Annotated in this window: 24 protein-coding genes; 19 read left to right on the top strand and 5 right to left on the bottom strand. The window is 59.5% G+C overall.

What is annotated here, in order from left to right:
* Nucleotides 1-136: 136 nt before the first annotated feature.
* The 4 genes from AC2FD8_RS01230 to AC2FD8_RS01215 all read left to right on the top strand — a co-directional run bounded on the left by AC2FD8_RS01230 (nt 137) and on the right by AC2FD8_RS01215 (nt 3,117).
* The gene (locus AC2FD8_RS01230; protein ID WP_496853691.1) at nt 137-670 is read left to right on the top strand and encodes an invasion associated locus B family protein; all 534 of its coding nucleotides are present in this window, start codon (nt 137-139) and stop codon (nt 668-670) included.
* A 147-nt stretch (nt 671-817) separates the two neighbouring features.
* On the top strand, nt 818-985 hold the full coding sequence (locus tag AC2FD8_RS01225) for a hypothetical protein (protein ID WP_496853692.1): 168 nt from the start codon (nt 818-820) through the stop codon (nt 983-985).
* Nucleotides 986-1,102: 117 nt separating this feature from the next.
* Nucleotides 1,103-2,293 carry a dual-specificity RNA methyltransferase RlmN gene (gene rlmN / locus AC2FD8_RS01220; RefSeq protein WP_496853693.1) on the top strand — a complete coding sequence of 397 codons (1,191 nt, stop codon included), beginning with the start codon at nt 1,103-1,105 and terminating at the stop codon, nt 2,291-2,293.
* 224 nt (nt 2,294-2,517) lie between these two features.
* Nucleotides 2,518-3,117: a cytochrome P460 family protein gene (locus AC2FD8_RS01215; RefSeq protein WP_496853694.1), complete on the top strand. Its 600-nt coding sequence runs from the start codon at nt 2,518-2,520 to the stop codon at nt 3,115-3,117.
* 2 nt (nt 3,118-3,119) lie between these two features.
* Here the strand turns inward: AC2FD8_RS01215 and AC2FD8_RS01210 are convergent, their stop codons facing one another.
* Complete coding sequence (locus AC2FD8_RS01210) at nt 3,120-3,458, bottom strand: hypothetical protein (protein ID WP_496853695.1); 339 nt, start codon at nt 3,456-3,458, stop codon at nt 3,120-3,122.
* Nucleotides 3,455-4,375 carry a DnaJ C-terminal domain-containing protein gene (locus tag AC2FD8_RS01205; RefSeq protein ID WP_496853696.1) on the bottom strand — a complete coding sequence of 307 codons (921 nt, stop codon included), beginning with the start codon at nt 4,373-4,375 and terminating at the stop codon, nt 3,455-3,457. The genes AC2FD8_RS01210 and AC2FD8_RS01205 overlap by 4 nt, the downstream gene beginning before the upstream one ends.
* Before the next feature lie 159 nt (nt 4,376-4,534).
* Between AC2FD8_RS01205 and AC2FD8_RS01200 the strand changes: the two genes are divergently transcribed.
* Complete coding sequence (locus AC2FD8_RS01200; protein WP_496853697.1) at nt 4,535-4,918, top strand: hypothetical protein; 384 nt, start codon at nt 4,535-4,537, stop codon at nt 4,916-4,918.
* On the opposite strand, the gene AC2FD8_RS01195 is transcribed toward AC2FD8_RS01200, so the two are convergent.
* Together AC2FD8_RS01195 and AC2FD8_RS01190 are read right to left on the bottom strand one after the other, a co-directional pair.
* Nucleotides 4,919-6,016: a cystathionine gamma-lyase gene (locus AC2FD8_RS01195; RefSeq protein ID WP_496853698.1), complete on the bottom strand. Its 1,098-nt coding sequence runs from the start codon at nt 6,014-6,016 to the stop codon at nt 4,919-4,921.
* Nucleotides 6,017-6,019: 3 nt separating this feature from the next.
* Nucleotides 6,020-6,862 (bottom strand): LOG family protein, encoded by an 843-nt coding sequence (locus AC2FD8_RS01190; RefSeq protein ID WP_496853699.1) that lies wholly within the window; start codon nt 6,860-6,862, stop codon nt 6,020-6,022.
* A 79-nt stretch (nt 6,863-6,941) separates the two neighbouring features.
* Between AC2FD8_RS01190 and AC2FD8_RS01185 the strand changes: the two genes are divergently transcribed.
* From AC2FD8_RS01185 to AC2FD8_RS01120, 14 genes are all read left to right on the top strand, one after another.
* Nucleotides 6,942-7,853 carry a threonine/serine dehydratase gene (locus tag AC2FD8_RS01185; protein ID WP_496853700.1) on the top strand — a complete coding sequence of 304 codons (912 nt, stop codon included), beginning with the start codon at nt 6,942-6,944 and terminating at the stop codon, nt 7,851-7,853.
* A gap of 44 nt (nt 7,854-7,897) precedes the next feature.
* Nucleotides 7,898-8,497: a GntR family transcriptional regulator gene (locus tag AC2FD8_RS01180; RefSeq protein WP_496853701.1), complete on the top strand. Its 600-nt coding sequence runs from the start codon at nt 7,898-7,900 to the stop codon at nt 8,495-8,497.
* A gap of 109 nt (nt 8,498-8,606) precedes the next feature.
* On the top strand, nt 8,607-9,434 hold the full coding sequence (dapD, locus tag AC2FD8_RS01175; protein WP_496853702.1) for a 2,3,4,5-tetrahydropyridine-2,6-dicarboxylate N-succinyltransferase: 828 nt from the start codon (nt 8,607-8,609) through the stop codon (nt 9,432-9,434).
* Between the two features lie 108 nt (nt 9,435-9,542).
* Nucleotides 9,543-10,169, top strand: a complete 627-nt coding sequence (locus tag AC2FD8_RS01170; protein WP_496853703.1) for a LysE family translocator — start codon at nt 9,543-9,545, stop codon at nt 10,167-10,169.
* Nucleotides 10,170-10,217: 48 nt separating this feature from the next.
* Nucleotides 10,218-10,562 (top strand): DUF8846 family protein, encoded by a 345-nt coding sequence (locus AC2FD8_RS01165; protein ID WP_496853704.1) that lies wholly within the window; start codon nt 10,218-10,220, stop codon nt 10,560-10,562.
* Nucleotides 10,563-10,643: 81 nt separating this feature from the next.
* Complete coding sequence (locus AC2FD8_RS01160) at nt 10,644-12,029, top strand: trypsin-like peptidase domain-containing protein (RefSeq protein WP_496853705.1); 1,386 nt, start codon at nt 10,644-10,646, stop codon at nt 12,027-12,029.
* A gap of 3 nt (nt 12,030-12,032) precedes the next feature.
* The gene (locus AC2FD8_RS01155) at nt 12,033-13,343 is read left to right on the top strand and encodes a replication-associated recombination protein A (protein ID WP_496853706.1); all 1,311 of its coding nucleotides are present in this window, start codon (nt 12,033-12,035) and stop codon (nt 13,341-13,343) included.
* A 113-nt stretch (nt 13,344-13,456) separates the two neighbouring features.
* The gene (locus tag AC2FD8_RS01150) at nt 13,457-14,500 is read left to right on the top strand and encodes an RluA family pseudouridine synthase (RefSeq protein ID WP_496853707.1); all 1,044 of its coding nucleotides are present in this window, start codon (nt 13,457-13,459) and stop codon (nt 14,498-14,500) included.
* Nucleotides 14,497-15,168, top strand: coding sequence for an HAD-IA family hydrolase (locus AC2FD8_RS01145; protein ID WP_496853708.1), 672 nt, complete (start codon nt 14,497-14,499; stop codon nt 15,166-15,168). Before AC2FD8_RS01150 ends, AC2FD8_RS01145 begins: the two co-directional genes overlap by 4 nt.
* 4 nt (nt 15,169-15,172) lie before the next feature.
* The gene (locus AC2FD8_RS01140; protein ID WP_496853709.1) at nt 15,173-15,880 is read left to right on the top strand and encodes an ATP12 family chaperone protein; all 708 of its coding nucleotides are present in this window, start codon (nt 15,173-15,175) and stop codon (nt 15,878-15,880) included.
* 205 nt (nt 15,881-16,085) lie between these two features.
* Complete coding sequence (locus tag AC2FD8_RS01135) at nt 16,086-17,102, top strand: amino acid ABC transporter substrate-binding protein (RefSeq protein WP_496853710.1); 1,017 nt, start codon at nt 16,086-16,088, stop codon at nt 17,100-17,102.
* 125 nt (nt 17,103-17,227) lie between these two features.
* On the top strand, nt 17,228-18,460 hold the full coding sequence (locus tag AC2FD8_RS01130) for an amino acid ABC transporter permease (protein WP_496853711.1): 1,233 nt from the start codon (nt 17,228-17,230) through the stop codon (nt 18,458-18,460).
* Nucleotides 18,461-18,463: 3 nt separating this feature from the next.
* Nucleotides 18,464-19,762, top strand: coding sequence for an amino acid ABC transporter permease (locus AC2FD8_RS01125; protein WP_496853712.1), 1,299 nt, complete (start codon nt 18,464-18,466; stop codon nt 19,760-19,762).
* 12 nt (nt 19,763-19,774) lie between these two features.
* Nucleotides 19,775-20,566, top strand: a complete 792-nt coding sequence (locus tag AC2FD8_RS01120; RefSeq protein WP_170375957.1) for an amino acid ABC transporter ATP-binding protein — start codon at nt 19,775-19,777, stop codon at nt 20,564-20,566.
* 159 nt (nt 20,567-20,725) lie between these two features.
* Here the strand turns inward: AC2FD8_RS01120 and AC2FD8_RS01115 are convergent, their stop codons facing one another.
* Nucleotides 20,726-21,145, bottom strand: coding sequence for a hypothetical protein (locus AC2FD8_RS01115; RefSeq protein ID WP_496853713.1), 420 nt, complete (start codon nt 21,143-21,145; stop codon nt 20,726-20,728).
* Nucleotide 21,146: the final 1 nt, after the last annotated feature.

Raw genomic sequence — 21,146 nt, 5'->3', positions numbered from 1 at the left:
GCCTGTGGCGAAACCTGCGTTAGTGTGTGTATGTCGACAATCATCGGAATGCGCAACTTTTCCAAGACGAACCGGCAGGGTTCGCACAGCTTTCCGATGGGTATGAGGTAGAAGGTCGAGCTAGGAGGCTGGACAAATGGGATCAATGCTAACCCGCGTGCTTGCGGGTCTGTGCGTGGCAGGCATGGCCACAACTGCAATCGCCCAGCAGGGAACTAGTACGAACCGCGTCGCGGCAAAAACCGATTGGAGCGTTTTTGTCGAAGACGATCCCACCGAATGCTGGAGCGTTTCGGCCCCCAAGGAAACCGTGAACACGCGGGGTGGTCGTGTCGTTTCGGTCCGCCGCAGCGATATCTTGCTCTTCGTCTTCTATCGCCCCAATGCCGAGGTCAAAGGGCAGGTGACCTTTACCGGCGGCTACCCGTTTGCATCGGGTTCGACGGTGAACCTGACAGTGGACGGTTCCGAATTCGAGCTGTTTACCGAGGGTGAGTGGGCCTGGCCGGCAACAGCTGCGGATGATGCCAAGATCGTCACGGCCATGAAGCGCGGAACCGAGGCGGTGCTGACTGCGCGCTCGGAACGTGGAACGCAGACCAAGGACACGTTCTCTCTGCTCGGCTTCACTGCCGCGATCGAAGACGCCGAGACACGCTGTACGAAGTGATCTATCGGGTCGCGATCACAAGCGACCCGAATGATTTGCAATATCTCGCAATATCCCGTCAAACATTCAGAAAGCTTGATCTGTATCAAAGCGCATTCTTTTAATATCTGAACCAATTAGTTCAGTAACAGCAAAGGATGTCTGGACATGTTTGACAAAACTCTGATCTCTCTGATGTTGGCCTCGTCACTGGTTCTGGTGGCCTGTGAAAAAGAGCCTGATACTTATCCGATTTCCGGTGAGCAATGCGGGCCTGAAGATCCGGTGAAAACGCTGGATGCCGAGGATTGCTTTGTTCCGCCTGCAGGGGTCTGATCCGGCGACAAAAGCGCGTAAGGGTCAACACGATTTCTTTTGATCTTTGCGCGCGATCCTATATAGAGGCGCATCCCAATCCGGAATCCACCTGAGATACGCCCAGTAGGTACCCAAATGTCGCCCAAAGCGCCGATCACTCAAGACGTCATGACCATCCCCCGCAAACTGCCTGAGGGGAAGGTGAACCTTGTCGGCCTGACGCGCGATCAGCTCCGCGCGGCTTTGATCGAACATGGCACGCCTGAAAAGCAGGCCAAGATGCGGACCGGTCAGATCTGGCAGTGGATCTACCAATGGGGCGTGCGTGATTTCGCAATGATGACCAACCTGGCCAAAGCCTATCGCGCGCAACTGGCCGAGAGCTTTGTGATCGAAATTCCCGAAGTGGTCACGCGTCAGGTGTCCGAGGACGGCACGCGCAAATACCTGTGTCGTATTGCGGGCGGGCACGAGGTCGAGGTCGTGTACATCCCCGAAGAGGATCGCGGCACGCTGTGTATCTCGTCTCAGGTCGGGTGTACGCTGACCTGTTCCTTCTGCCATACCGGCACGCAGAAACTGGTGCGCAACCTGACCGCAGCCGAGATTGTGGGTCAGGTGATGATGGCCCGCGATGATCTTGATGAATGGCCCACCCCCGGCGCGCCCAAGGATGAGACGCGCCTGCTGTCGAATATCGTTCTGATGGGCATGGGTGAGCCGCTTTACAATTTCGAAAACGTCCGCGACGCGATGAAGATCGCCATGGACCCCGAAGGGATATCCCTGTCGCGCCGGCGGATCACTCTGTCGACCAGCGGCGTGGTGCCGGAAATCGCCCGCACCGCCGAAGAGATTGGCTGCCTTTTGGCGATCTCGTTCCACGCCACCACGGACGAAACCCGTGACGTTCTGGTGCCGATCAACAAGCGCTGGAACATTGAGGAACTGCTGCAAGCGCTCGCCAGCTATCCCAATGTCTCGAACTCCGAGCGGATCACGTTCGAATATGTGATGCTGGATGGTGTGAACGACAGCGATGAGGATGCGCATCGTCTGATCGATCACATCAAGCGCCATAAGATTCCGGCCAAGATTAACCTGATCCCGTTCAACGAATGGCCCGGTGCGCCGTACAAGCGCAGCTCGAACAATCGTATCCGCGCCTTTGCGAATATCATCTATCAGGCCGGTTATGCCTCACCCATCCGCAAAACGCGCGGTGAGGATATCATGGCGGCCTGCGGTCAGTTGAAATCGGCAACCGAGCGTGCGCGCAAATCGCGTAAGCAGATCGAAGCTGAGGCTGGGTTGAGCGGTAGCTAAGCCACTTCTGCCAAGGGTTGCGGCGGTAAACTTAATGTTTCCGGTGCTGATTTTGCCTTCAAGATTTGCTATGTATTAGGGCGTCCGTTCCTGTTTCGGACGCTCGGCTTTCGCTTGAAACGCCGGGGTGAATTCGCCGCCAGCTTATTTCTTCGCCACGTGCGGCATGCAGGCAAACTGATTTTTCAAGTGAGCCCCAAATGATTGAACGACCTCGAAGTAAATTGAGAACCATTGCATTTGCAGGCCTTTTTGCCACGCTCCACGCAGCGGGCGCTTTTGCAGACGAGTCTGACGCCCATCTGGCCATCGAAAATCCGGCCGAGTTGAGCAAGAACGAAGCCAACGCGTATTATCGCGAGCTGTCGAAACGTATGGCCCGTGGCTATGCGACGGCGCAATTGGATCTTATCCTGAACTACCAAAGCTGGCCGCTGTTCAACGATGCACCCTATATCTCGGCTACACATGGGCAGCGGTTCGTGAACAGCTACGCCAACCGCATGGCGCTGAACTACGGGACCCTGCAACCGGGTGAGGTATTGCCCATGGGCTCGGTTCTGGCCAAGGACAGCATGACGGTAACGGATGAGGGCAAGATCTACCCCGGTGCGATGTTCGTGATGGAGAAACTGGCCCAAGGTGCCAATCCCGAGACGGCAGACTGGCGGTACATCATGGTACTGCCCGATGGGTCTTTGTTTGGCGACACTCTGGGCGATCGGGCCGGGGCCGTGGCCTATTGCCATGACTGCCACGTGCAGGTGGCCGACAGGGACTACACCTTCTACGTGCCTGAGGACTACCAGATCAAAGGTGAGTAGACCTATCCGCGACGAAAGCGGGCGGTTCCTATGACCTCGATCAGGTTTTGCCGCACGGGTTCGGGTTGTGCCTCGACCGCGTTCAGAACCTCACGCAGTTCGGCGCGCAGCCCGTGCAACTGGTCGATCAGAGAGATCATCATCGACAGGGCATCGGCCTCCATATCGTATTGCTCGTGCAATTCGCAGGCCAGTTCCAGCCGGGCGATGTCGATGCTGTGATAGACGACCCCTTGGTCCGATTGCTCGGGGATCACGATCTCGGCGGCCAGGTATTCGGTAAGACGGTCCGAGGTCAGGCGGGTGATGGTTTCGATCAGTTCCTCTTCGGTCAGGGTCATGACGGCATTCCTTTCCGAGGATCATAGTGATGGGCGTCGCGCCATGTCTCCATGAATTGCTTGAGGTCGTCGTCGATCTGGTCGGGCAGGGCGACGGCAAGTTCGATCAATTGATCCCCCCGCTCGGATGAGCCGCGTTTTTTGACGCCCTTGCCCCGCAGGCGCAGGGTTTTGCCGCTGCTGGTGCCTGCCGGGACGGTGACGTTGACGCCGCCGTCTATCGTTGGGGCAGGGACTTTGCCACCCAGGACAGCCTCATCAATGGTGATCGGCAATGTGATGTGAATGTCATCTCCTCGCCGGTCGAACAGCGGATGGTCCGCGACCGAGATCGTGACCAGCGCATCCCCCGGAGGCCCCTCACCATAACCCGGAGCGCCCTTGCCCCGCAGCCGGATGGTCTGGCCCGTGGTGATACCCGCCGGGATTTTAACCTCGATCCGGTTGCCATCGGGCAAGGTTAGTTTCTGGCTGGCCCCAAACACGGCATCCAGAAAGCTGATCTGCAGTGAGTAATTCAGATTGTGACCCGGCGCATGGAATTCCTGCGTGCGCTGGCCGCCAAACCCACCGCGGCCGCGCATGAATTCGGCGAAGATATCCGACATGTCATCCGGGTCCGCCTGTCGCCCGCGATAGGGGTTTCCTGCGGCCTCGGCATAGTCGCGATAATATTGCTGTTGAGGGCGCTCCTGACCCGAAGCGTCAATCTCGCCATTGTCATAGCGGGCGCGGGTTTCGGGGTCTTTCAGCAGATCGTAAGCAGCGGCGGCGGCTTTGAACTTGCCCTCGGCCTCGGCATCACCGGGTTTGAGGTCCGGGTGGCATTCCTTGGCGATGCGCCGATAGGCTTTCTTGATCTGGGCCTCACTGGCGTCTTTGGCAACGCCGAGGACGGAATAGGGATCGTCGCTCATCTCACCTCTCGCGGATGTGGGTCGGTCTGATCTTTTTGAATGTGTATTATCATGCGATTTCAACCGATCAAAAGGAAGAGGCAATTGAATTGCCTCGTAAATTCCTAAAGGTCTGATAATATCTGCATGTCTGTACCTGTTCATACACGGAGAGCCTGAATGTCGCGCAGAATCAAATCCGCTCTGGCCCTGCTGGCCGGGAATGCCATCGGCCTGTTGCTGGCGTCGCTCATTTTGACCGGCTTTGCCATCAAGCCGATCTCATTCATCGTTGTGGTGCTTGTGTTCACCGTCGTTCAGGTGATCGCCGAGCCGCTGATCATGAAGCTTGGGGAAAAGAAGGCGCCGGCGCTCAAGGGTGGGATCGCGTTGATCGTGACCTTTGTGGGTCTGCTGGTCACCGACCTGATTGCCTCGGGGCTGACGGTTGGGGGTGTTTCCAACCTGCTGGCTGCAACGCTGTTGGTCTGGCTGGGGGCGTTGATCGCCAGTGTGGTGCTGCCGATCTACGTGTTCAAGGAGCTGCGCGAAGCCAAGAAGTAGTCAGAGCGCGTTCAGGCTGGCCTCGATTGCCTGCCAAAGCTCATCAACCGGCTCACACCCGACCGAAAGGCGAATGAAGGCGGGGTCGACAGCGTCCCCCCACCGCGCGCGGCGCTCGGCCGAGCTGTGAACGCCGCCGAAGGACGTGGCGGGCCGCAGCAAAGGGCAGGTATTGATGAAGGCCTCGGCCTTGTCTTCGCTTTCCAGCGTCAGAGACAGCAGGAACCCGAACCGCGTGGTCTGAGCCTGCGCAAGCGCATGGGACGGATCGTTCGCCAGGCCGGGATAGCGGATATGCTTGACCGCCGGATGCGCTGCCAGACGTTCGGCCAGCACCTGGGCCGAGGCGCACATGCGGTCAAAACGCACGTCCAGAGTTTCCAGCCCGCGATGCAGCAACCATGCTTCGTGTGGTCCGGGGATTGCGCCTGAGACGCGGCGCCATTCCTCAACCCGCTCCATGATCTGCGTGTCGCGGCTGGCCACGTGACCCATCAGCATGTCCGAGTGCCCGCCCATGGCCTTGGTGTCCGACGACACGACCACGTCGATGCCCAGATCCAATGGGCGCTGGCCCAGCGGTGTCAGGGTCGTATTGTCGGCAATGGTGATGCCTCCGGCAGCGCGGACCTGATTGGCCACATCCGCAAGGTCAATCATGTCGAGGCCGGGATTCGACGGGCTTTCCACGAAGACCACGTCGAAGCCCTCAAACCCTCCGTCGGCAAAGCTTGTGGTAGGGCGTTCTTCGACCAGAACGCCCAGTTGCGACAGGAACCGGTCCGCCAGCAGGCGCGTCACGTAATAGCCATCCGAGGGGATCAACAGGCGCGACCCGGCCTGAACGGTTGCAAACAAAGCGGCCGAGATGGCCGCCATGCCCGACGGGAAGCTGAGGCAGGGTGCGGCCTCAAGATGGGACAGCACATGTTCCAGATGCACCCATGTCGGGTTGTCGACGCGGCCATAAGTGGCATGCCCATCCGGCAGACCGGGCAGGTGGTACATGCTGCTTTGGGTTAGTGGCAGGGCGACCGGGTCACCCTTGTCCAACGCGTTGCCACGCAGGTGAAGCATCTCGCCGGTTTTGTGGGCCATGGTTCAGCGTCCCGGAATGGCGTCGCGGGGCGGGGCGGGTTCCCAGTTGTCGATGATCTCGACCGCTTCTTGCGCGGTGTCGACAAAGCGGAACAGGTCGAGGTCTTCGTCCGAGATCGTGCCCGCATCGGCCAGTGCCGACCAATTGATGACCTTCTCCCAGAACTCGCGGCCAAACAACAGGAATGGCACACGCTCCATCCGGCCCGTTTGGATCAGGGTGAGGGACTCGAACAGCTCATCCATCGTACCGAAACCGCCGGGGAAGATGGTGATGGCGCGGGCACGCATTAGGAAATGCATCTTGCGGATGGCGAAATAGTGGAAGTTGAAGCTGAGTTCGGGCGTGACATAGAGGTTCGGCGCTTGTTCATGCGGCAGAACAATGTTCAGACCGATGGAGCATCCACCCGCATCCTGCGCGCCGCGGTTTCCGGCCTCCATTACGCCAGGGCCGCCGCCGGTGACGATGACGTTTTCGCGGCAGCCGGTCTCATTCGATTTCTCGGTCATTAGCCGCGCGAACTCGCGCGCTTCGTCATAATATTGCGACAGACCGGCAAGCGTTTCGGTGCGCGCCGTGTGTTTCTGCGATGGTTCCGGAATACGCGCGCCGCCGAACATGACGATGGTCGAGGTGATCTCACGCTCACTCATGATCATCTCGGGTTTCAGCAGTTCCAGCTGCAAACGCACCGGGCGCAGCTCATCTCGGCACAGGAATTCTTCATCAGCGAAGGCAAGACGATAGGCCGGAGACCGCGTCTGGGGCGTGTCCGGAACCTCGCTCGCGGTCGAGCGGTCGGTCTGCGCGTCGCGGAAAGGGCTATGGCGGTCTTCTCTCATGGGTGAACGATCCCTGCTTGCGTGTTTGACAAACAGCTATAGGGTTCGCGTGCAGAGTGCCAGTCACGGAAAGACAAGAATGGATTGGAAGACGGAAATTCAGGCGGCAGCAGAACGCATTGCCGGTCACGCGCAGATAACCCCGGTGATGGAGAGCCATATTCCCGGCTATCCGATCGAGCTGAAGCTTGAGCATATGCAACACACCGGCAGCTTCAAGGCGCGCGGGGCGTTCAACACGTTGCTGAGCATGGAGGTGCCGCAGGCGGGTGTTGTGGCGGCCTCGGGCGGCAATCACGGGGCGGCAGCCGCCTATGCGGCGCGCGCGTTGGGGCATCCGGCCAAGATTTTTGTGCCAGAGATCGCGGGCCCGTCCAAGATTGCCCTGATCGAACAGATCGGCGCGGATCTGAGCGTGGTGCCCGGGGAATATGCCAACGCGCTGGCGATGGCGCAGGCGCATGAGGACAAGACCGGCGCAATGCAGATCCACGCCTATGATGCGCCTGCTACGGTCGCCGGACAGGGCACCTGCTTTGCCGAATGGGAGGCGCAGGGCTTGCAGGCCGATACCGTCCTGATCGCCGTCGGCGGCGGCGGGCTGATCGCTGGCGCTCTGGCCTGGTTTCAGGGCGCGCGCAAGGTCGTGGCGGTCGAGCCTGAGACCTCCTGCGCTTTGAACGCCGCCTTGCAGGCTGGTGAGCCGGTGGATGTGTCGGTTTCTGGCGTTGCGGCCAACGCGCTGGGCGCGCGGAGGATCGGGTCGATCTGTTTTGAGTTGGCGCAGGGGACGGAGTCGGTGCTGGTGTCCGATCAGGCCATATCCGAGGCGCAGCGCGTGTTGTGGCAAGCGCACCGCATCCTTGTCGAACCCGCAGGGGCGACCGCGTTGGCGGCGCTGATGTCGGGGTCCTACACGCCAGAGCCGGGCGAGCGCGTCGCCGTTCTGGTCTGCGGCGGGAACATTGCGCCGGATCCGTTTGCTGGCTGAATTGTCGCCTTGTGAAAACAGGTTGAGGATTTTATCTATAATTCATGAGTGCCACGATTGCCGATACAATCTACGAAAATCTCAGGCAGCAGATCATCACCGGTGATCTGAACGCCGGTGAGAAGCTGCGCCAGGATCACATCGCCAAGGCCTTTGAAACCAGCCATGTCCCTGTGCGCGAAGCCTTGCTGCGACTCGAAGGACATGGCCTTGCCAAAAGCGAACCTCGACGTGGCATGCGTGTCGCTGTTCTCGACCCGGCCGAGGTTCGCGAAGTGGTCGAAATGCGCGTGGTGCTTGAGCCTTTGGCCCTGCAGCATTCCGTGCAGAACATGACACCCGGCGATGTGAAGCGCATGGATGAGGCGCGGATGGCCTGTGACGAGGCCCAGACCATGCCGGACTGGGAAGCGCGCAATCGGGCCTTTCACCGGGCGCTGCTGACGCCCTGCGGCATGCCGCGTCTTCTGCACACGATTGATGACCTGCATTTCGCCAGCGCGCGCCATTTGTTTGCCCATTGGCGACCAAAGTGGAAACAGCGCGTCGACAAGGATCATCTGGCGATTGTTCAGGCGCTGAAACATAAAGATCTTGGCACCGCAACGACCATCCTGATCCGGCATATCCGCCGCGCCAGCTGAGGGTTGGACGTTTCCGCCGCAAAAGAGCCCCTGTTCGTCGCATTGCGCCGTGGGCTTGGCTTGCGTATAGGCCACACCGACACGAACAGATTCTGTAGGGAGACGCCTAATGTCCAATGCGCAACTGGAAGCCGCCATCGAAGCCGCATGGGAGGCACGCGATGCGATCACGCCCGCAACCACAGGTGAACAGCGCGAAGCCATCGAAGACACGCTGAACGCGCTGGACAGCGGCGCACTACGCGTTGCCGAAAAGCTGGACAGCGGTGACTGGCATGTAAACCAGTGGGCCAAAAAGGCGGTTCTGCTGGGCTTCCGTATCAAGGACATGGAAATTCAGACCGGCGGCCCTCAGGCCGGTGGCTGGTGGGACAAGGTGGACAGCAAGTTCGCCGGTTGGAGCGAAGACAACTGGAAAGCTGCCGGTTTCCGTGCGGTGCCCAACTGTGTTGTTCGCAAATCGGCCTATATCGCGCCGGGCGCGGTGCTGATGCCGTCCTTCGTGAACCTCGGCGCCTATGTGGGTGAAGGCACCATGGTGGATACATGGGCGACCGTCGGATCCTGCGCGCAGATCGGCAAGAACGTGCACCTGTCGGGCGGCGTCGGGATCGGCGGCGTGCTGGAACCGATGCAGGCTGGCCCCACCATCATCGAAGACAATTGTTTTATCGGCGCGCGCTCTGAAGTGGTCGAAGGCTGCATCGTGCGCGAAGGCTCGGTTCTGGGCATGGGCGTGTTCATCGGCAAATCGACCAAGATCGTCGACCGTGAGACCGGCGAGGTCACATATGGTGAGGTTCCGCCTTATTCCGTGGTTGTTGCAGGCTCGATGCCGTCGAAGAACAACATCAGCCTCTATTGCGCGGTGATCGTGAAACGGGTGGATGAAAAGACCCGCTCGAAAACCGGTATCAACGAGCTGCTGCGCGATTGATCTGCGACACGCAGGACTGACAAAAGGCCGTGGCATCGCACCACGGCCTTTTTTGTGGCCGGGTCCTGTTGCTATACCGGCCAGCACAGACCGAAAGAAAGAGACGCCATGATCCCCATAGATGTCGCCCTTCTGTTCATGGGTGCCGCCATCGCGCTGGCCGCGGTACCGGGCCCCGACAATATTTTCGTGATGACGCAATCGGCGCTTTATGGGCGCGTGTCGGGGCTGATCGTGACGCTGGGCCTGGCCTCGGGGCTGATCGTGCACACTACGGCGGCCGCGCTGGGCGTGGCGGTGATCTTTCAGACCTCGCAAACTGCCTTTGCCATTCTGAAATACGCGGGGGCGGCTTACCTTGTCTATCTCGCGTGGCAGGCGTTCACGGCGTCCGGGTCAAAGCTGAATGCCGAAGACGCTCCGCGCATTCCGACCCGCAAGCTGTACCTGCGCGGGTTGATCATGAATATCGCAAACCCGAAGGTGACGATCTTTATTCTGGCGTTTCTGCCGCAATTCGTTGATCCGGCCAATGGTCCTCTGATCCCGCAATTCTATCAGCTGGGTGCGTTGATGTTTCTGGCCACGCTGATCGTGTTTGGTGGGGTTGCGCTTGCGGCGGGCACTTTGGGGGCGCTGCTGAGGGGGTCGCCTTCGGTTCAACTGTGGCTGAACCGCGTGTCGGGGGTGATTTTCGTTGCCCTCGCCCTCAAACTGGCCACAGCCGAGCGCTAGGCTGGGCCGTGCTTGACCAATCTCTGGCGCGGCGCTAAGGCCGGTGACATGGAAAAGCAAAAGAAACCCTCTCGTCAGCAAGTCTACACCCTGCTCGTGCAGATCGGCCGCAAGGAGGGCGATGGCCTGCCCGAAGGCGCAACCGGAGCAGCCCTGATGTGCTTTGCCAGCGGCGTGGATGAGGCCGAGGCGGTGCGTGAAACGGTTGCGATCCTGAAACAGGCCGATACGGCCCCGCTGGACGTGACCGGCTATGGCACATTGGCCGAGCGCGAGGCGCAGGGGCATGACATTGACCCTGATGAACGCGCCCTGATGCAGCGGGCACTGGACGAGAACGCCGTCATTGTCGCACAGATGACACCGTTTTTTGACGAAGGTGCAAAAGGCTGACGCAGAGACCTTTGCTGACCTTCTTGCATTGACGATCCGCTCGGCGCATATCCAGAGGGCTTTACTGGATTGAGGTTCCTTATGCGTCGCTGGATTTTCATCGCTGTTTCGGTTGCCATGGCATCGGTCACCCATGCCGAGACGCGCATCCCACAATCCCAAGCCGAAATCTCGCTCGGCTTTGCCCCCGTGGTGAAACAGGCCGCGCCTACGGTTGTGAACATCTATGCCAAGATCGTACGGCAGGGGCGGTCGCGACCGTTATTCTCGGACCCGTTCTTTCAGGATTTCTTCGGGCGCGGATTTGGCGAGCCACAGCAGCGGGTCCAGAACTCGCTGGGTTCGGGCGTGATCCTGTCCGAGGATGGCTATGTGGTGTCGAATTACCACGTGGTCGGCTCGGCCACTGAAATTCGCGTGGTCACGACAGACCGGCGCGAATTCACAGCCGAGGTGGTGTTGGGCCATGAGGAAAGCGATATCGCGATCCTGCGTCTGAAAGAGGCTCAGGACCTGCCCTTCCTGAACATGCGCGATTCGGATCACGTTGAGGTGGGCGAGTTGGCCTTGGCGATTGGTAACCCCTTTGGGATTGGGCAGACGGTGTCCTCGGGCATTATTTCCGGATTGGCGCGCACCGGCACGGCGACCGGGAATGCGCGCGGGTATTTTCTTCAGACCGATGCGGCGATCAATCCGGGCAATTCGGGCGGGGCCTTGATTGACGTGAATGGCGATCTGATCGGGATCAACACCTCGATCCTGACGCGCTCGGGCGGCTCGAACGGGATCGGCTTTGCTATCCCCGCCAATCTGGTGGCCGAGTTCTTGCGGCAGGCGCAAGACGGCAATGACACGTTTGTCAGCCCCTGGGCGGGCATGAGCGGTCAGCACATGAGCGCCGACATTGCCGAGTCTCTGGGTCTGGTGATCCCCATGGGCGTGGTGATCTCGGACTTGCACGACCTTAGCCCTTTGGCCGAGGCCGGATTGCGGGTTGGCGATGTGGTCACTCATGTGGACGGGGATGAGGTGAACTCTCCGGCCGAGATGAAATTCCGCATGTCCGTGGCGGGGGTCGGAGGCACATCCGTTCTCACCCGCTTGCGCGGTGAGGAAAGCGACGAAGTTGAAGTGGCGCTGATCCGCGCGCCGGATACGCCAGATGCCGAAAAGACGACCTTGGATGAAAGCACCGTACTGCCCGAACTGACCGTCTCGGGCGTCAATCCGGCTGTGATCATTGATCTGGGGTTGAAACTGTCCCAGTCCGGTGTCGTTGTTGTTGACCCCGGCCCATACGGCGCCCGTGCGGGTCTGCGTGTCGGCGACGTTCTGGAGGCGATCAATGGTACGGACATCGCACGTCCGCAGGACGTCGTTCGCACGCTGACCGATCCGGGGCGCAGGATCAACATGGTGATCCAACGTGGCGGCCGCAGCCTGTCCCTGCGATTCCGGCTGTAGCGCATGAGCGATCTGTTCGACACCGGCGCGGCCGAGCCTGCTGCGAACCCGCACCGCCCCTTGGCGGATCGCCTGCGCCCGCAAACGCTGGCCGAAGTGATCGGGCAAGAGCAGGTTCTGGGCCCCGACGCGCCATTGGGGGTCATGCTGGCCTCGGGCAGCCTGTCCAGCTTGATTTTCTGGGGGCCTCCGGGCGTTGGCAAAACGACTATCGCGCGGTTGCTGGCGCAGGAAACCGATCTGCATTTCGTTCAGATCAGCGCGATCTTTACCGGTGTGCCGGACCTGAAAAAGGTGTTCGAAGCCGCGAAAATCCGGCGTCAGAACGGGCAAGGGACGTTGCTGTTCGTGGATGAGATCCACCGCTTCAACAAAGCCCAGCAGGACGGGTTTCTGCCCCATATGGAGGACGGGACCATCCTGCTGGTGGGCGCCACGACCGAAAACCCCTCGTTCGAGTTGAACGCCGCGGTCCTGAGCCGGTCGCAGGTTCTGGTGCTGGAACGCCTGAGCCTTGCTGATCTGGAACGCCTGACACAGCGGGCCGAGAAAGAGCTGGGCAAGGCGCTGCCTTTGGCCCCTGCGGCACGTGATGCACTGCACGAGATGGCAGATGGCGACGGGCGGGCCTTGCTGAACCTGATCGAGCAGGTGGCCGCATGGAAAGTTGACGCACCGCTGGACCCGGATGCGCTGTCGACGCGTCTGATGCGACGCGCCGCGAAATACGACAAATCCGGCGATGAGCATTACAACCTGATCTCGGCCCTACATAAATCGGTGCGCGGTTCGGACCCAGACGCGGCGCTTTATTGGTTTGCGCGGATGCTGACCGGGGGTGAAGACCCGCGCTATCTGGCCCGCCGCATCACCCGCATGGCAGTTGAGGATATCGGTCTGGCCGACCCTCAGGCGCAGGCGATCTGCTTGAAATCATGGGAGACCTACGAACGTCTCGGCTCCCCCGAGGGAGAGCTGGCACTTGCGCAGGCGCTGGTTTATCTGGCGCTGGCCCCGAAATCGAACGGGGCCTATGTAGGCTACAAGGCCGCGATGCGCCTGGCCAAGCAATCCGGCAGTGAGCCGCCGCCCAAGCATATCCTGAACGCGCCCACCTCCTTAATGAAGGATCAGGGCTATGGCGCAGGCTATGCCTATGACCACGACGCCGAGGATGGGTTTTCGGGCCAGAACTACTTTCCTGAAACCATGAAACGGCCCGTCCTCTATCAACCGGTGGAGCGCGGGTTTGAACGTGAGTTGAAAAAGCGTTTGGATTATTTCGCCAAGCTGCGCACGCAACGCAACGGGTAGCGGGCGAAAGCTTGACTCTTTGGTCGTTGCGGGCCACAGACGCGCATGTTTTCTAGGACAGTGGCAATAGGATAGTCCGGGCGGATCGGCCGTGCGGGACAAGGGGCAATGGCATGAGTGGCGTGCAGATGATTACGGTCGCAGAAGGTGACGGGGACCAGCGTGTGGATCGCTGGCTGCGCCGCCTGTTTCCACATGTCAACCAGGGGCGGATCGAAAAGATGTGCCGCAAGGGCGAGCTGCGCGTTGATGGCAGCCGCGCCAAGGCCTCGACCCGGCTGGAGGTCGGGCAGGTCGTCCGCGTCCCTCCGCTGCCGGATGCCGAACACAAACCGGCCGAGGTAAAGCGCAGCGTGTCTGACGCAGACGCGAAGATGATCCAGTCCTGCGTGATCTATCGCGACGATCACGTTTTGGCGCTGAACAAGCCGCACGGCCTGCCGGTGCAGGGTGGCAGCGGCCAGACCCGCCACGTCGACAGCCTGTCTGAGGCGATGCGCTTTGGCTATGACGAGAACCCGCGGCTGGTTCATCGGCTGGACAAGGACACCTCAGGCGTTCTGCTGCTGGCCCGCACGCGTGAGGCCGCCAAAGGGCTGACTGCTGCCTTCCGCCACCGCGATACGCGCAAGATCTACTGGGCCTTGGTCGCTGGAGTGCCGACGCCCTATCTGGGTGAGATCAAGACCGGTCTGGTCAAGGCTCCGGGCCATGGCAAGCAGGGCGAGGGCGAAAAGATGATCCCTGTTCATATGGGCGACATCGACAGTACGCCGGGCGCGAAGCGGGCGCATACCCACTATGCAACGCTCTACCGTGTTGCGGGCCGCGCCGCCTGGGTCGCGATGGAGCCGATCACGGGCCGTACCCATCAGTTGCGCGCGCATATGGCCGCCATCGGGCATCCGATCATTGGCGACGGCAAATACGGAGGCTCGGGTCAGGAAAACCTCGGCGATGGCTGGGGCGCGCAACTGGGCGGGATCATCAGCAAAAAGCTGCACCTGCATGCGCGGCGTTTGTCCTTCCAGCACCCGATGACCCGCAAGCCGATCACGGTTGAGGCTCCTCTGCCCGAGCATATGAAGCATAGCTGGGATACCTTCGGCTGGACCGAAGACCTAGCCACCGACGACCCTTTTGAGGAGCTTCAATGAGCGCACCCCTGCGTTTGGTCCTGTTCGATGTCGATGGCACGCTGGTCGACAGTCAGGGCAGCATCGTCCATTCGATGACGGCCAGTTTTCAGGCGGCCTCGGTCGAGGTACCAAGCCGCGAGGCTATTCTGTCGATTGTCGGCCTGTCGTTGCCTTTGGCCATTGCACAGCTTGTGCCACAGCAGTCGACGACGGTTCAGGCGCAATTGGTTGAAGGGTACAAGCAGGCTTATCACGCGCATCGGCTGGATCTTGGCGCGGCGAGTTCCCCGCTTTACCCCGGTGCGCGCGCGGCGATCGAGGCCTTGCATGCGGTGCCCGAGGTTTTGCTGGGCGTCGCCACGGGCAAATCGCAACGCGGTCTGGATGCGCTGATCGAAGCGCATGGGTTGGAGCGCTATTTCGTGACCCGTCAGGTGGCGGATCATCACCCCTCAAAACCTCATCCTTCGATGGTTCAGACCGCGCTGGCGGAAACCGGCGTTGAAGCCGCTCATGCGGTCATGATCGGGGACACCAGCTTTGACATGGATATGGCCGCCGCTGCTGGGGTGACCGGGATCGGGGTGTCGTGGGGGTACCACGAGGCCGCAACGCTGACATCAGCCACCTGCGTGATTGAAACTTTCGACCAGCTGCCGGGGGCGCTGGCTACTCTTTGGGACTGAGAACATGAGCGACTGGAAACCGAAACGCTTTTGGAAAAACAGCGCTGTGGTCGAGGCTGATAGCGGATACACAGTCGAACTGGATGGCCGCCGGGTTAAAACGCCGGCCAAAGCCGCATTGATTTTGCCGACCAACGCGATGGCTGATGCCGTGGCCGCTGAATGGGAGGCGCAGGACAAAGAGGTCGACCCGACCACCATGCCCTTCACCCGTTCAGCCAATGCCGCGATCGACAAAGTGCGCATCCAGCACGGCGAAGTGGCGGATATGCTGGCAGACTACGGTGATTCTGACCTGCTGTGCTATCGCGCCACCCATCCTCAGGAACTGCAAGAGCGTCAGGCCGCCGACTGGGATCCCGCTTTGGACTGGGCCGCCGAGACTCTGCAGGCCCGACTGATTCCCGTGGCGGGTGTCCTGCACCAGCCCCAATCGGCTGAAGCTTTGGCGCGGTTGCGTCAGCAGGTCCATGCGCTGGATGCGTTTCAGTTGGCGGCCTTTCACGATCTTGTCAGTTTGTCGGGCTCATTGATTCTCGGATTTGCAGCGGCTCAGGATTGGCGTGAACCGGACGAGATATGGCGCATTTCGAGACTTGATGAGGCCTGGCAGATCGAACAATGGGGCCATGACGACGAGGCCCACGCCGTGGCAGAAACAAAAAAAGCCGCATTTTTGCACGCCAAGACCTTCTTCGATCTCTCTGTTTGATCTTTCCAGCGTTGGTTTGCTACGCATCTGCCTAAACCAGAGGCGATGATCCATCGTTTTCCCTGATCCGACCCTTGACGTTTGTTTATTAATGCGACCAAACTCAAGCCCACTAAAGGGGAGACACCTTTGGGGTAACCTTTCCGGCATCCACTTGCCGGGCAGAACCGTCCTGAACAGGGCGGAAAATCAGGAAGAGGTAAAAATGAAAAAATCCATAATCTTGGGCGCAGCAACAGTGGCCGGTCTGACCGCAGGTGCAGCCGCGGCGGGGACTGTAGACGACGTCAAGGCCCGCGGCACGCTGAACTGTGGCGTGACCACAGGTCTGGTTGGCTTTGCTGCACCTGACGCGAATGGCGAATGGAAAGGCTTCGACGTATCGCTGTGCCGTGCCGTTGCCGCCGCTGTTCTGGGTGACGCAAGCGCGGTTGAATTCGTTCCGACGACCGGCAAGACGCGCTTCACTGCGCTGGCCTCGGGTGAGATCGACATGCTGGCCCGTAACACCACATGGACGTTCAGCCGCGACGTCGACCTCAAGTTCGAATTCACCGGCGTGAACTACTATGACGGTCAGGGCTTCATGGTTCCCAAGGCACTGGGCGTAAGTTCGGCCAAGGAACTGGACGGCGCGACAGTCTGCATCCAGACCGGCACCACCACCGAGCTGAACCTGGCCGATTTCTTCCGTGCCAACAACATCAGCTACGAGCCGGTTCCGATCGAAACCAACGCAGAAGCGCAGCAGCAGTATCTGGCTGGCGCATGTGACGTATACACCACCGACGCTTCGGGCCTGGCCGCAACCCGCGCCACGTTCGAAAACCCCGGTGACCACGTCCTGCTGCCCGAAATCATCTCGAAAGAGCCGCTGGGCCCGCTGGTCCGTCACGGCGATCACGAGTGGGGCGACGTTGTCCGCTGGACCCTGAACGCGCTGATTTCGGCTGAAGAGCTGGGCGTGACCTCGGCGAATATCGATGAGCTGGCAGCCGGCACCGACAACCCGGAAGTGAACCGTCTGCTGGGCACCGAAGGTACCCTGGGCGAGATGCTGGGTCTGGACGCACAATGGGCCATGCGCGCCGTCAAGGCGAACGGCAACTATGGTGAAGTGTTTGCCAAGAACATCGGTGAAGAAACTCCGATCGGTCTGGCACGCGGCCTGAACGCTCAGTGGACCGAAGGCGGCCTGCTGTACTCGCCGCCTTTCCGCTAAGACATCCACGGAGAAGGGCGCAGGACATCCTGCGCCCTTTTTCACCAATACTTACGCGAACGGACGCAGAGCGGGGATAACCCCGTCATAAAAACAAAGTCCGCTGGCCACGGGGATTCCAAAATATGTCGACTATGACTGACCCGCCGAAAACAGATTTTCGGCTGTCGATGCTCATAAACGATACCCGCTACAGATCGCTGACCTTTCAGGTGATCGCGGCTATCGCTATTGCGCTATCCATTTGGTATCTGGGTAACAACCTGATCCAGAACCTTCGGGCCGCAGGCCTGAACATATCCTATTCGTTCCTCGGCGATTCCGCCGGGTACGACATCAACCAGCGTCTGATCGAATATGACAGCCAGTCCTCGCATGGTCGTGCTGCCATTGTCGGTATTCTCAACACGCTGCTGGTTGCAGTCCTGGCCTGTGTCACCGCCACGGTGTTTGGTGTGATTGCTGGTGTTCTGCGGCTTTCGAACAACTGGCTCGTCTCAAAGTTGATGGCCGTATACGTCGAGATCTTCCGCAATATTCCGGTTCTGATCTGGATCATCATCATCTTCACGATCATGACAGCCGTGCTGCCGGGGCCACGGGAATTCCGCGGTGACAACCCGACGTCGAGTATGCTGTTTGATGCCTTCGCCTTTACCAACCGCGGGGTCTATATCCCCCGTCCGGAATTCGCGCATGGTCTGTTCAGTGCAACCATTCTGAACTGGCTGCTGGTGATTGCCGGTCTGGTCGGATCATGGTTCGTCTCGCGCGAGATTGAAAAGCGGGCGACCAAGAAACAGGAAGAGACCGGTGAACGCCCCCAAACGCTGCTGGTGAAACTGGCTGTCTGGCTGGTGCCGTTTGCGCTGCTGATGCTTCTGATGGGCCTGACCTGGAACATTCCAGCGCTGAAGGGCTTTAACTTCAGCGGAGGCATCAAGGTCGGTGGTCCTCTGATCGCTTTGTGGTTCGCCTTGTCGATCTACACCGGGGCCTTTATCGCGGAAAACGTGCGGGCCGGTATTCAGGCGATCTCGAAAGGTCAGACCGAGGCGGCGGCCGCGCTGGGTCTGCGTCAGGGTCGGATCATGAATCTGGTCATCCTGCCGCAAGCGCTGCGGGTTATCATTCCGCCGCTGATTTCGCAGTATCTCAACATCACCAAGAACTCGTCTCTGGCGATTGCTGTGGGCTATGCCGATATCACCGCGACGCTGGGCGGCATCACTTTGAACCAGACCGGTCGTGCGATCGAATGTGTTCTGCTGCTGATGCTGTTCTATCTCACCGCCTCGCTGACGATCTCGATGGTGATGAACGTCTACAACGCATCCGTCAAGTTGAAGGAGCGCTGAGCCATGGCTGATCAAACAACAAATCCGATCGCTTTCGTGGCCGACGGCACCATCCCACCCTCACCGCCGCCGGCGAATGAGACGGGTGTGGTCAAATGGCTGCGTGAGAATCTGTTCTCGGGTGTTGCCAACACCATCCTGACGGTGCTGTCGCTGATCCTGATCTACATCCTTCTGCAGAACACGTTGCCGTGGATTCTGAACGGGGTGTGGAATGCGAACTCGCTGGCCGAATGTCGCGAGATTCTGGATGGCAGGACAGGCGCCTGTTTCGCGGTTCTGACTGAACGCTGGCCTCAGCTGATCTACGGCTTCAAATACCCGGTTGACGCTTACTGGCGCCCCAACCTGGCCTTTGTGCTGATGCTGGTGGCCTTTGCGCCAGTGCTGTTCTTCGATCTGCCGCGCAAGTTGCTGATCTTCACAGCGCTTTACCCGTTCATCGCGTTCTGGCTGATCTGGGGTGGCTCCATTCTGGTTCCGCTTGTAGCCCTTTTAGGCTGTGTGGCCGGTGGTGCCGTGTTCCAGAAGTTCGGCAAGAACAGCTTTGCGGTAGGCTTCTTCGGTGCCATCATCGTTGCGCTGGTCGTCTGGAAAATCGGTGGCGCGCTGATCCCGGAAGGCGCGTCAGAGAGTGCAATGCTGTCTGCCGTTCCCAGCCGCGATCTGGGTGGGTTCATGCTGAACATGATGCTGGGCGTCACCTGTGTGTCGCTGTCGGTTCCGCTGGGCATTGCCCTGGCATTGGGCCGACAGTCCGATATGCCGCTGATCAAGTGGGTCTGTGTCATCTTCATCGAATTCATCCGTGGCGTGCCTCTGATCACGCTGCTGTTCGTGGCTTCGGTGATGCTGTCGTACTTCTTCCCGCCTGAAAGCACAGTCGATCTGTTCTTGCGCGTTGTGATCATGATCACCATGTTCTCAGCCGCCTATATCGCCGAGGTGATCCGCGGCGGTCTGGCAGCGCTTCCACGAGGACAGTATGAAGCAGCAGATAGCCTTGGTCTGGATTACCCGCAGGCGATGCGTCTGATCATCCTGCCGCAGGCTTTGAAGATCTCGATCCCCGGGATCGTGAACGTGGCCGTTGGCCTGTTCAAGGACACCACACTGGTTTCGGTCATTTCGATGTTCGATCTGGTGGGCATGATCCGGGGTCCCATCCTGGCGTCGACCGAATGGAACGGCGTCTACTGGGAGCTTCTGGGCTTTGCCGCGCTTCTGTTCTTCGTCGTCTGCTACGGCATCTCTCAATATTCTCAGTGGCTCGAGCGTCGCCTTGCCACCGATCATCACTAAGGAGTTCAACACATGTCTGAACTTGCAATTGACCGCGAAATCGACCGCTCGAAGATGCAGGTGAGCGACGAGGTCGCCATCGACATCAACGGCATGAACAAGTGGTACGGGTCCTTCCACGTGCTGCGCGACATCAATCTGACCGTCAACCAAGGCGAGCGGATTGTTATCGCGGGCCCGTCCGGCTCGGGCAAATCCACCCTGATCCGCTGCTTGAACGCGCTGGAAGAGCACCAGCAGGGCAAGATCGTGGTGGACGGGATCGAACTGTCGAATGACCTGAAAAACATCGACAAGATCCGGTCCGAGGTTGGCATGGTGTTCCAGCACTTCAACCTGTTCCCGCATCTGACCATTCTGGAGAACTGCACGCTGGCCCCGATCTGGGTGCGCAAGACGCCCAAGAAAGAGGCCGAAGAGCGCGCGATGCATTTCCTGGAAAAGGTGAAGATCCCAGATCAGGCGCTGAAATATCCCGGTCAGCTTTCAGGCGGTCAGCAGCAGCGTGTGGCGATTGCCCGCTCGCTGTGCATGATGCCGCGGATCATGTTGTTCGATGAACCGACATCGGCGCTGGACCCCGAGATGATCAAAGAGGTGCTCGACACCATGATCGAGCTGGCCGAAGAAGGCATGACCATGCTTTGTGTGACCCACGAGATGGGCTTTGCCCGTCAGGTCGCCAACCGCGTGATCTTTATGGATGCCGGCCAGATCGTGGAACAGAACGAACCGGAAGAGTTCTTCAACAACCCGAAGAGCGAACGCACCAAGCTGTTCCTCAGCCAGATCCTCGGACACTGAGACTTCCAAATTCGTGAAAAGGCTGGGTCTCTGTTCTTAGGTCTAGCCGTAATGATAAACTGAAGCGAGCCGCGGATTTATTTGCGGCTCGTTTTATTGATTTCGGTATCTCTCAAGTCTTCGGGCAATCGCAACAATCCGATACCAAGAATACTGTCCCTATTTGAGTTTCCATGTGTTCTTTTTCGGCTTGCCGTTTTCGTAGATTCGAAACTCGTTTGAGCCGATGCGCTCAACACTCCAACACTTCTGACCCCAATCTCCTTTTTCGCACCATTGGTCGCCCTTGACGAACCAATCTCCTGTGTACTTGTCTTTTCCGTTCCAAAGACCGTTGAGTTTGCCATTCTTCTTGCTGGTCGCCTTGCTGTAGGCCTGTATCCAAGGTGTCTTACCGTCGCTGTTGGATACCCCGGTTAATTGGCCACCGGGTATAGTGGCAAGAAGCTCCTCTTGTGTCATGAATTCCTGTGCAACGACCATGGTTGGGGTTGTTACCCCAAAGGCCGCTATCGTGATTGCAATGCCAAGAAATGAGCGCGCATTTGTGAACTTAAAGTTATGAGACATGTGCGACATG

The organism is Ruegeria sp. YTSC192, from assembly GCF_059609705.1.
This window is presented reverse-complemented; position numbering and strand designations above follow the sequence as displayed.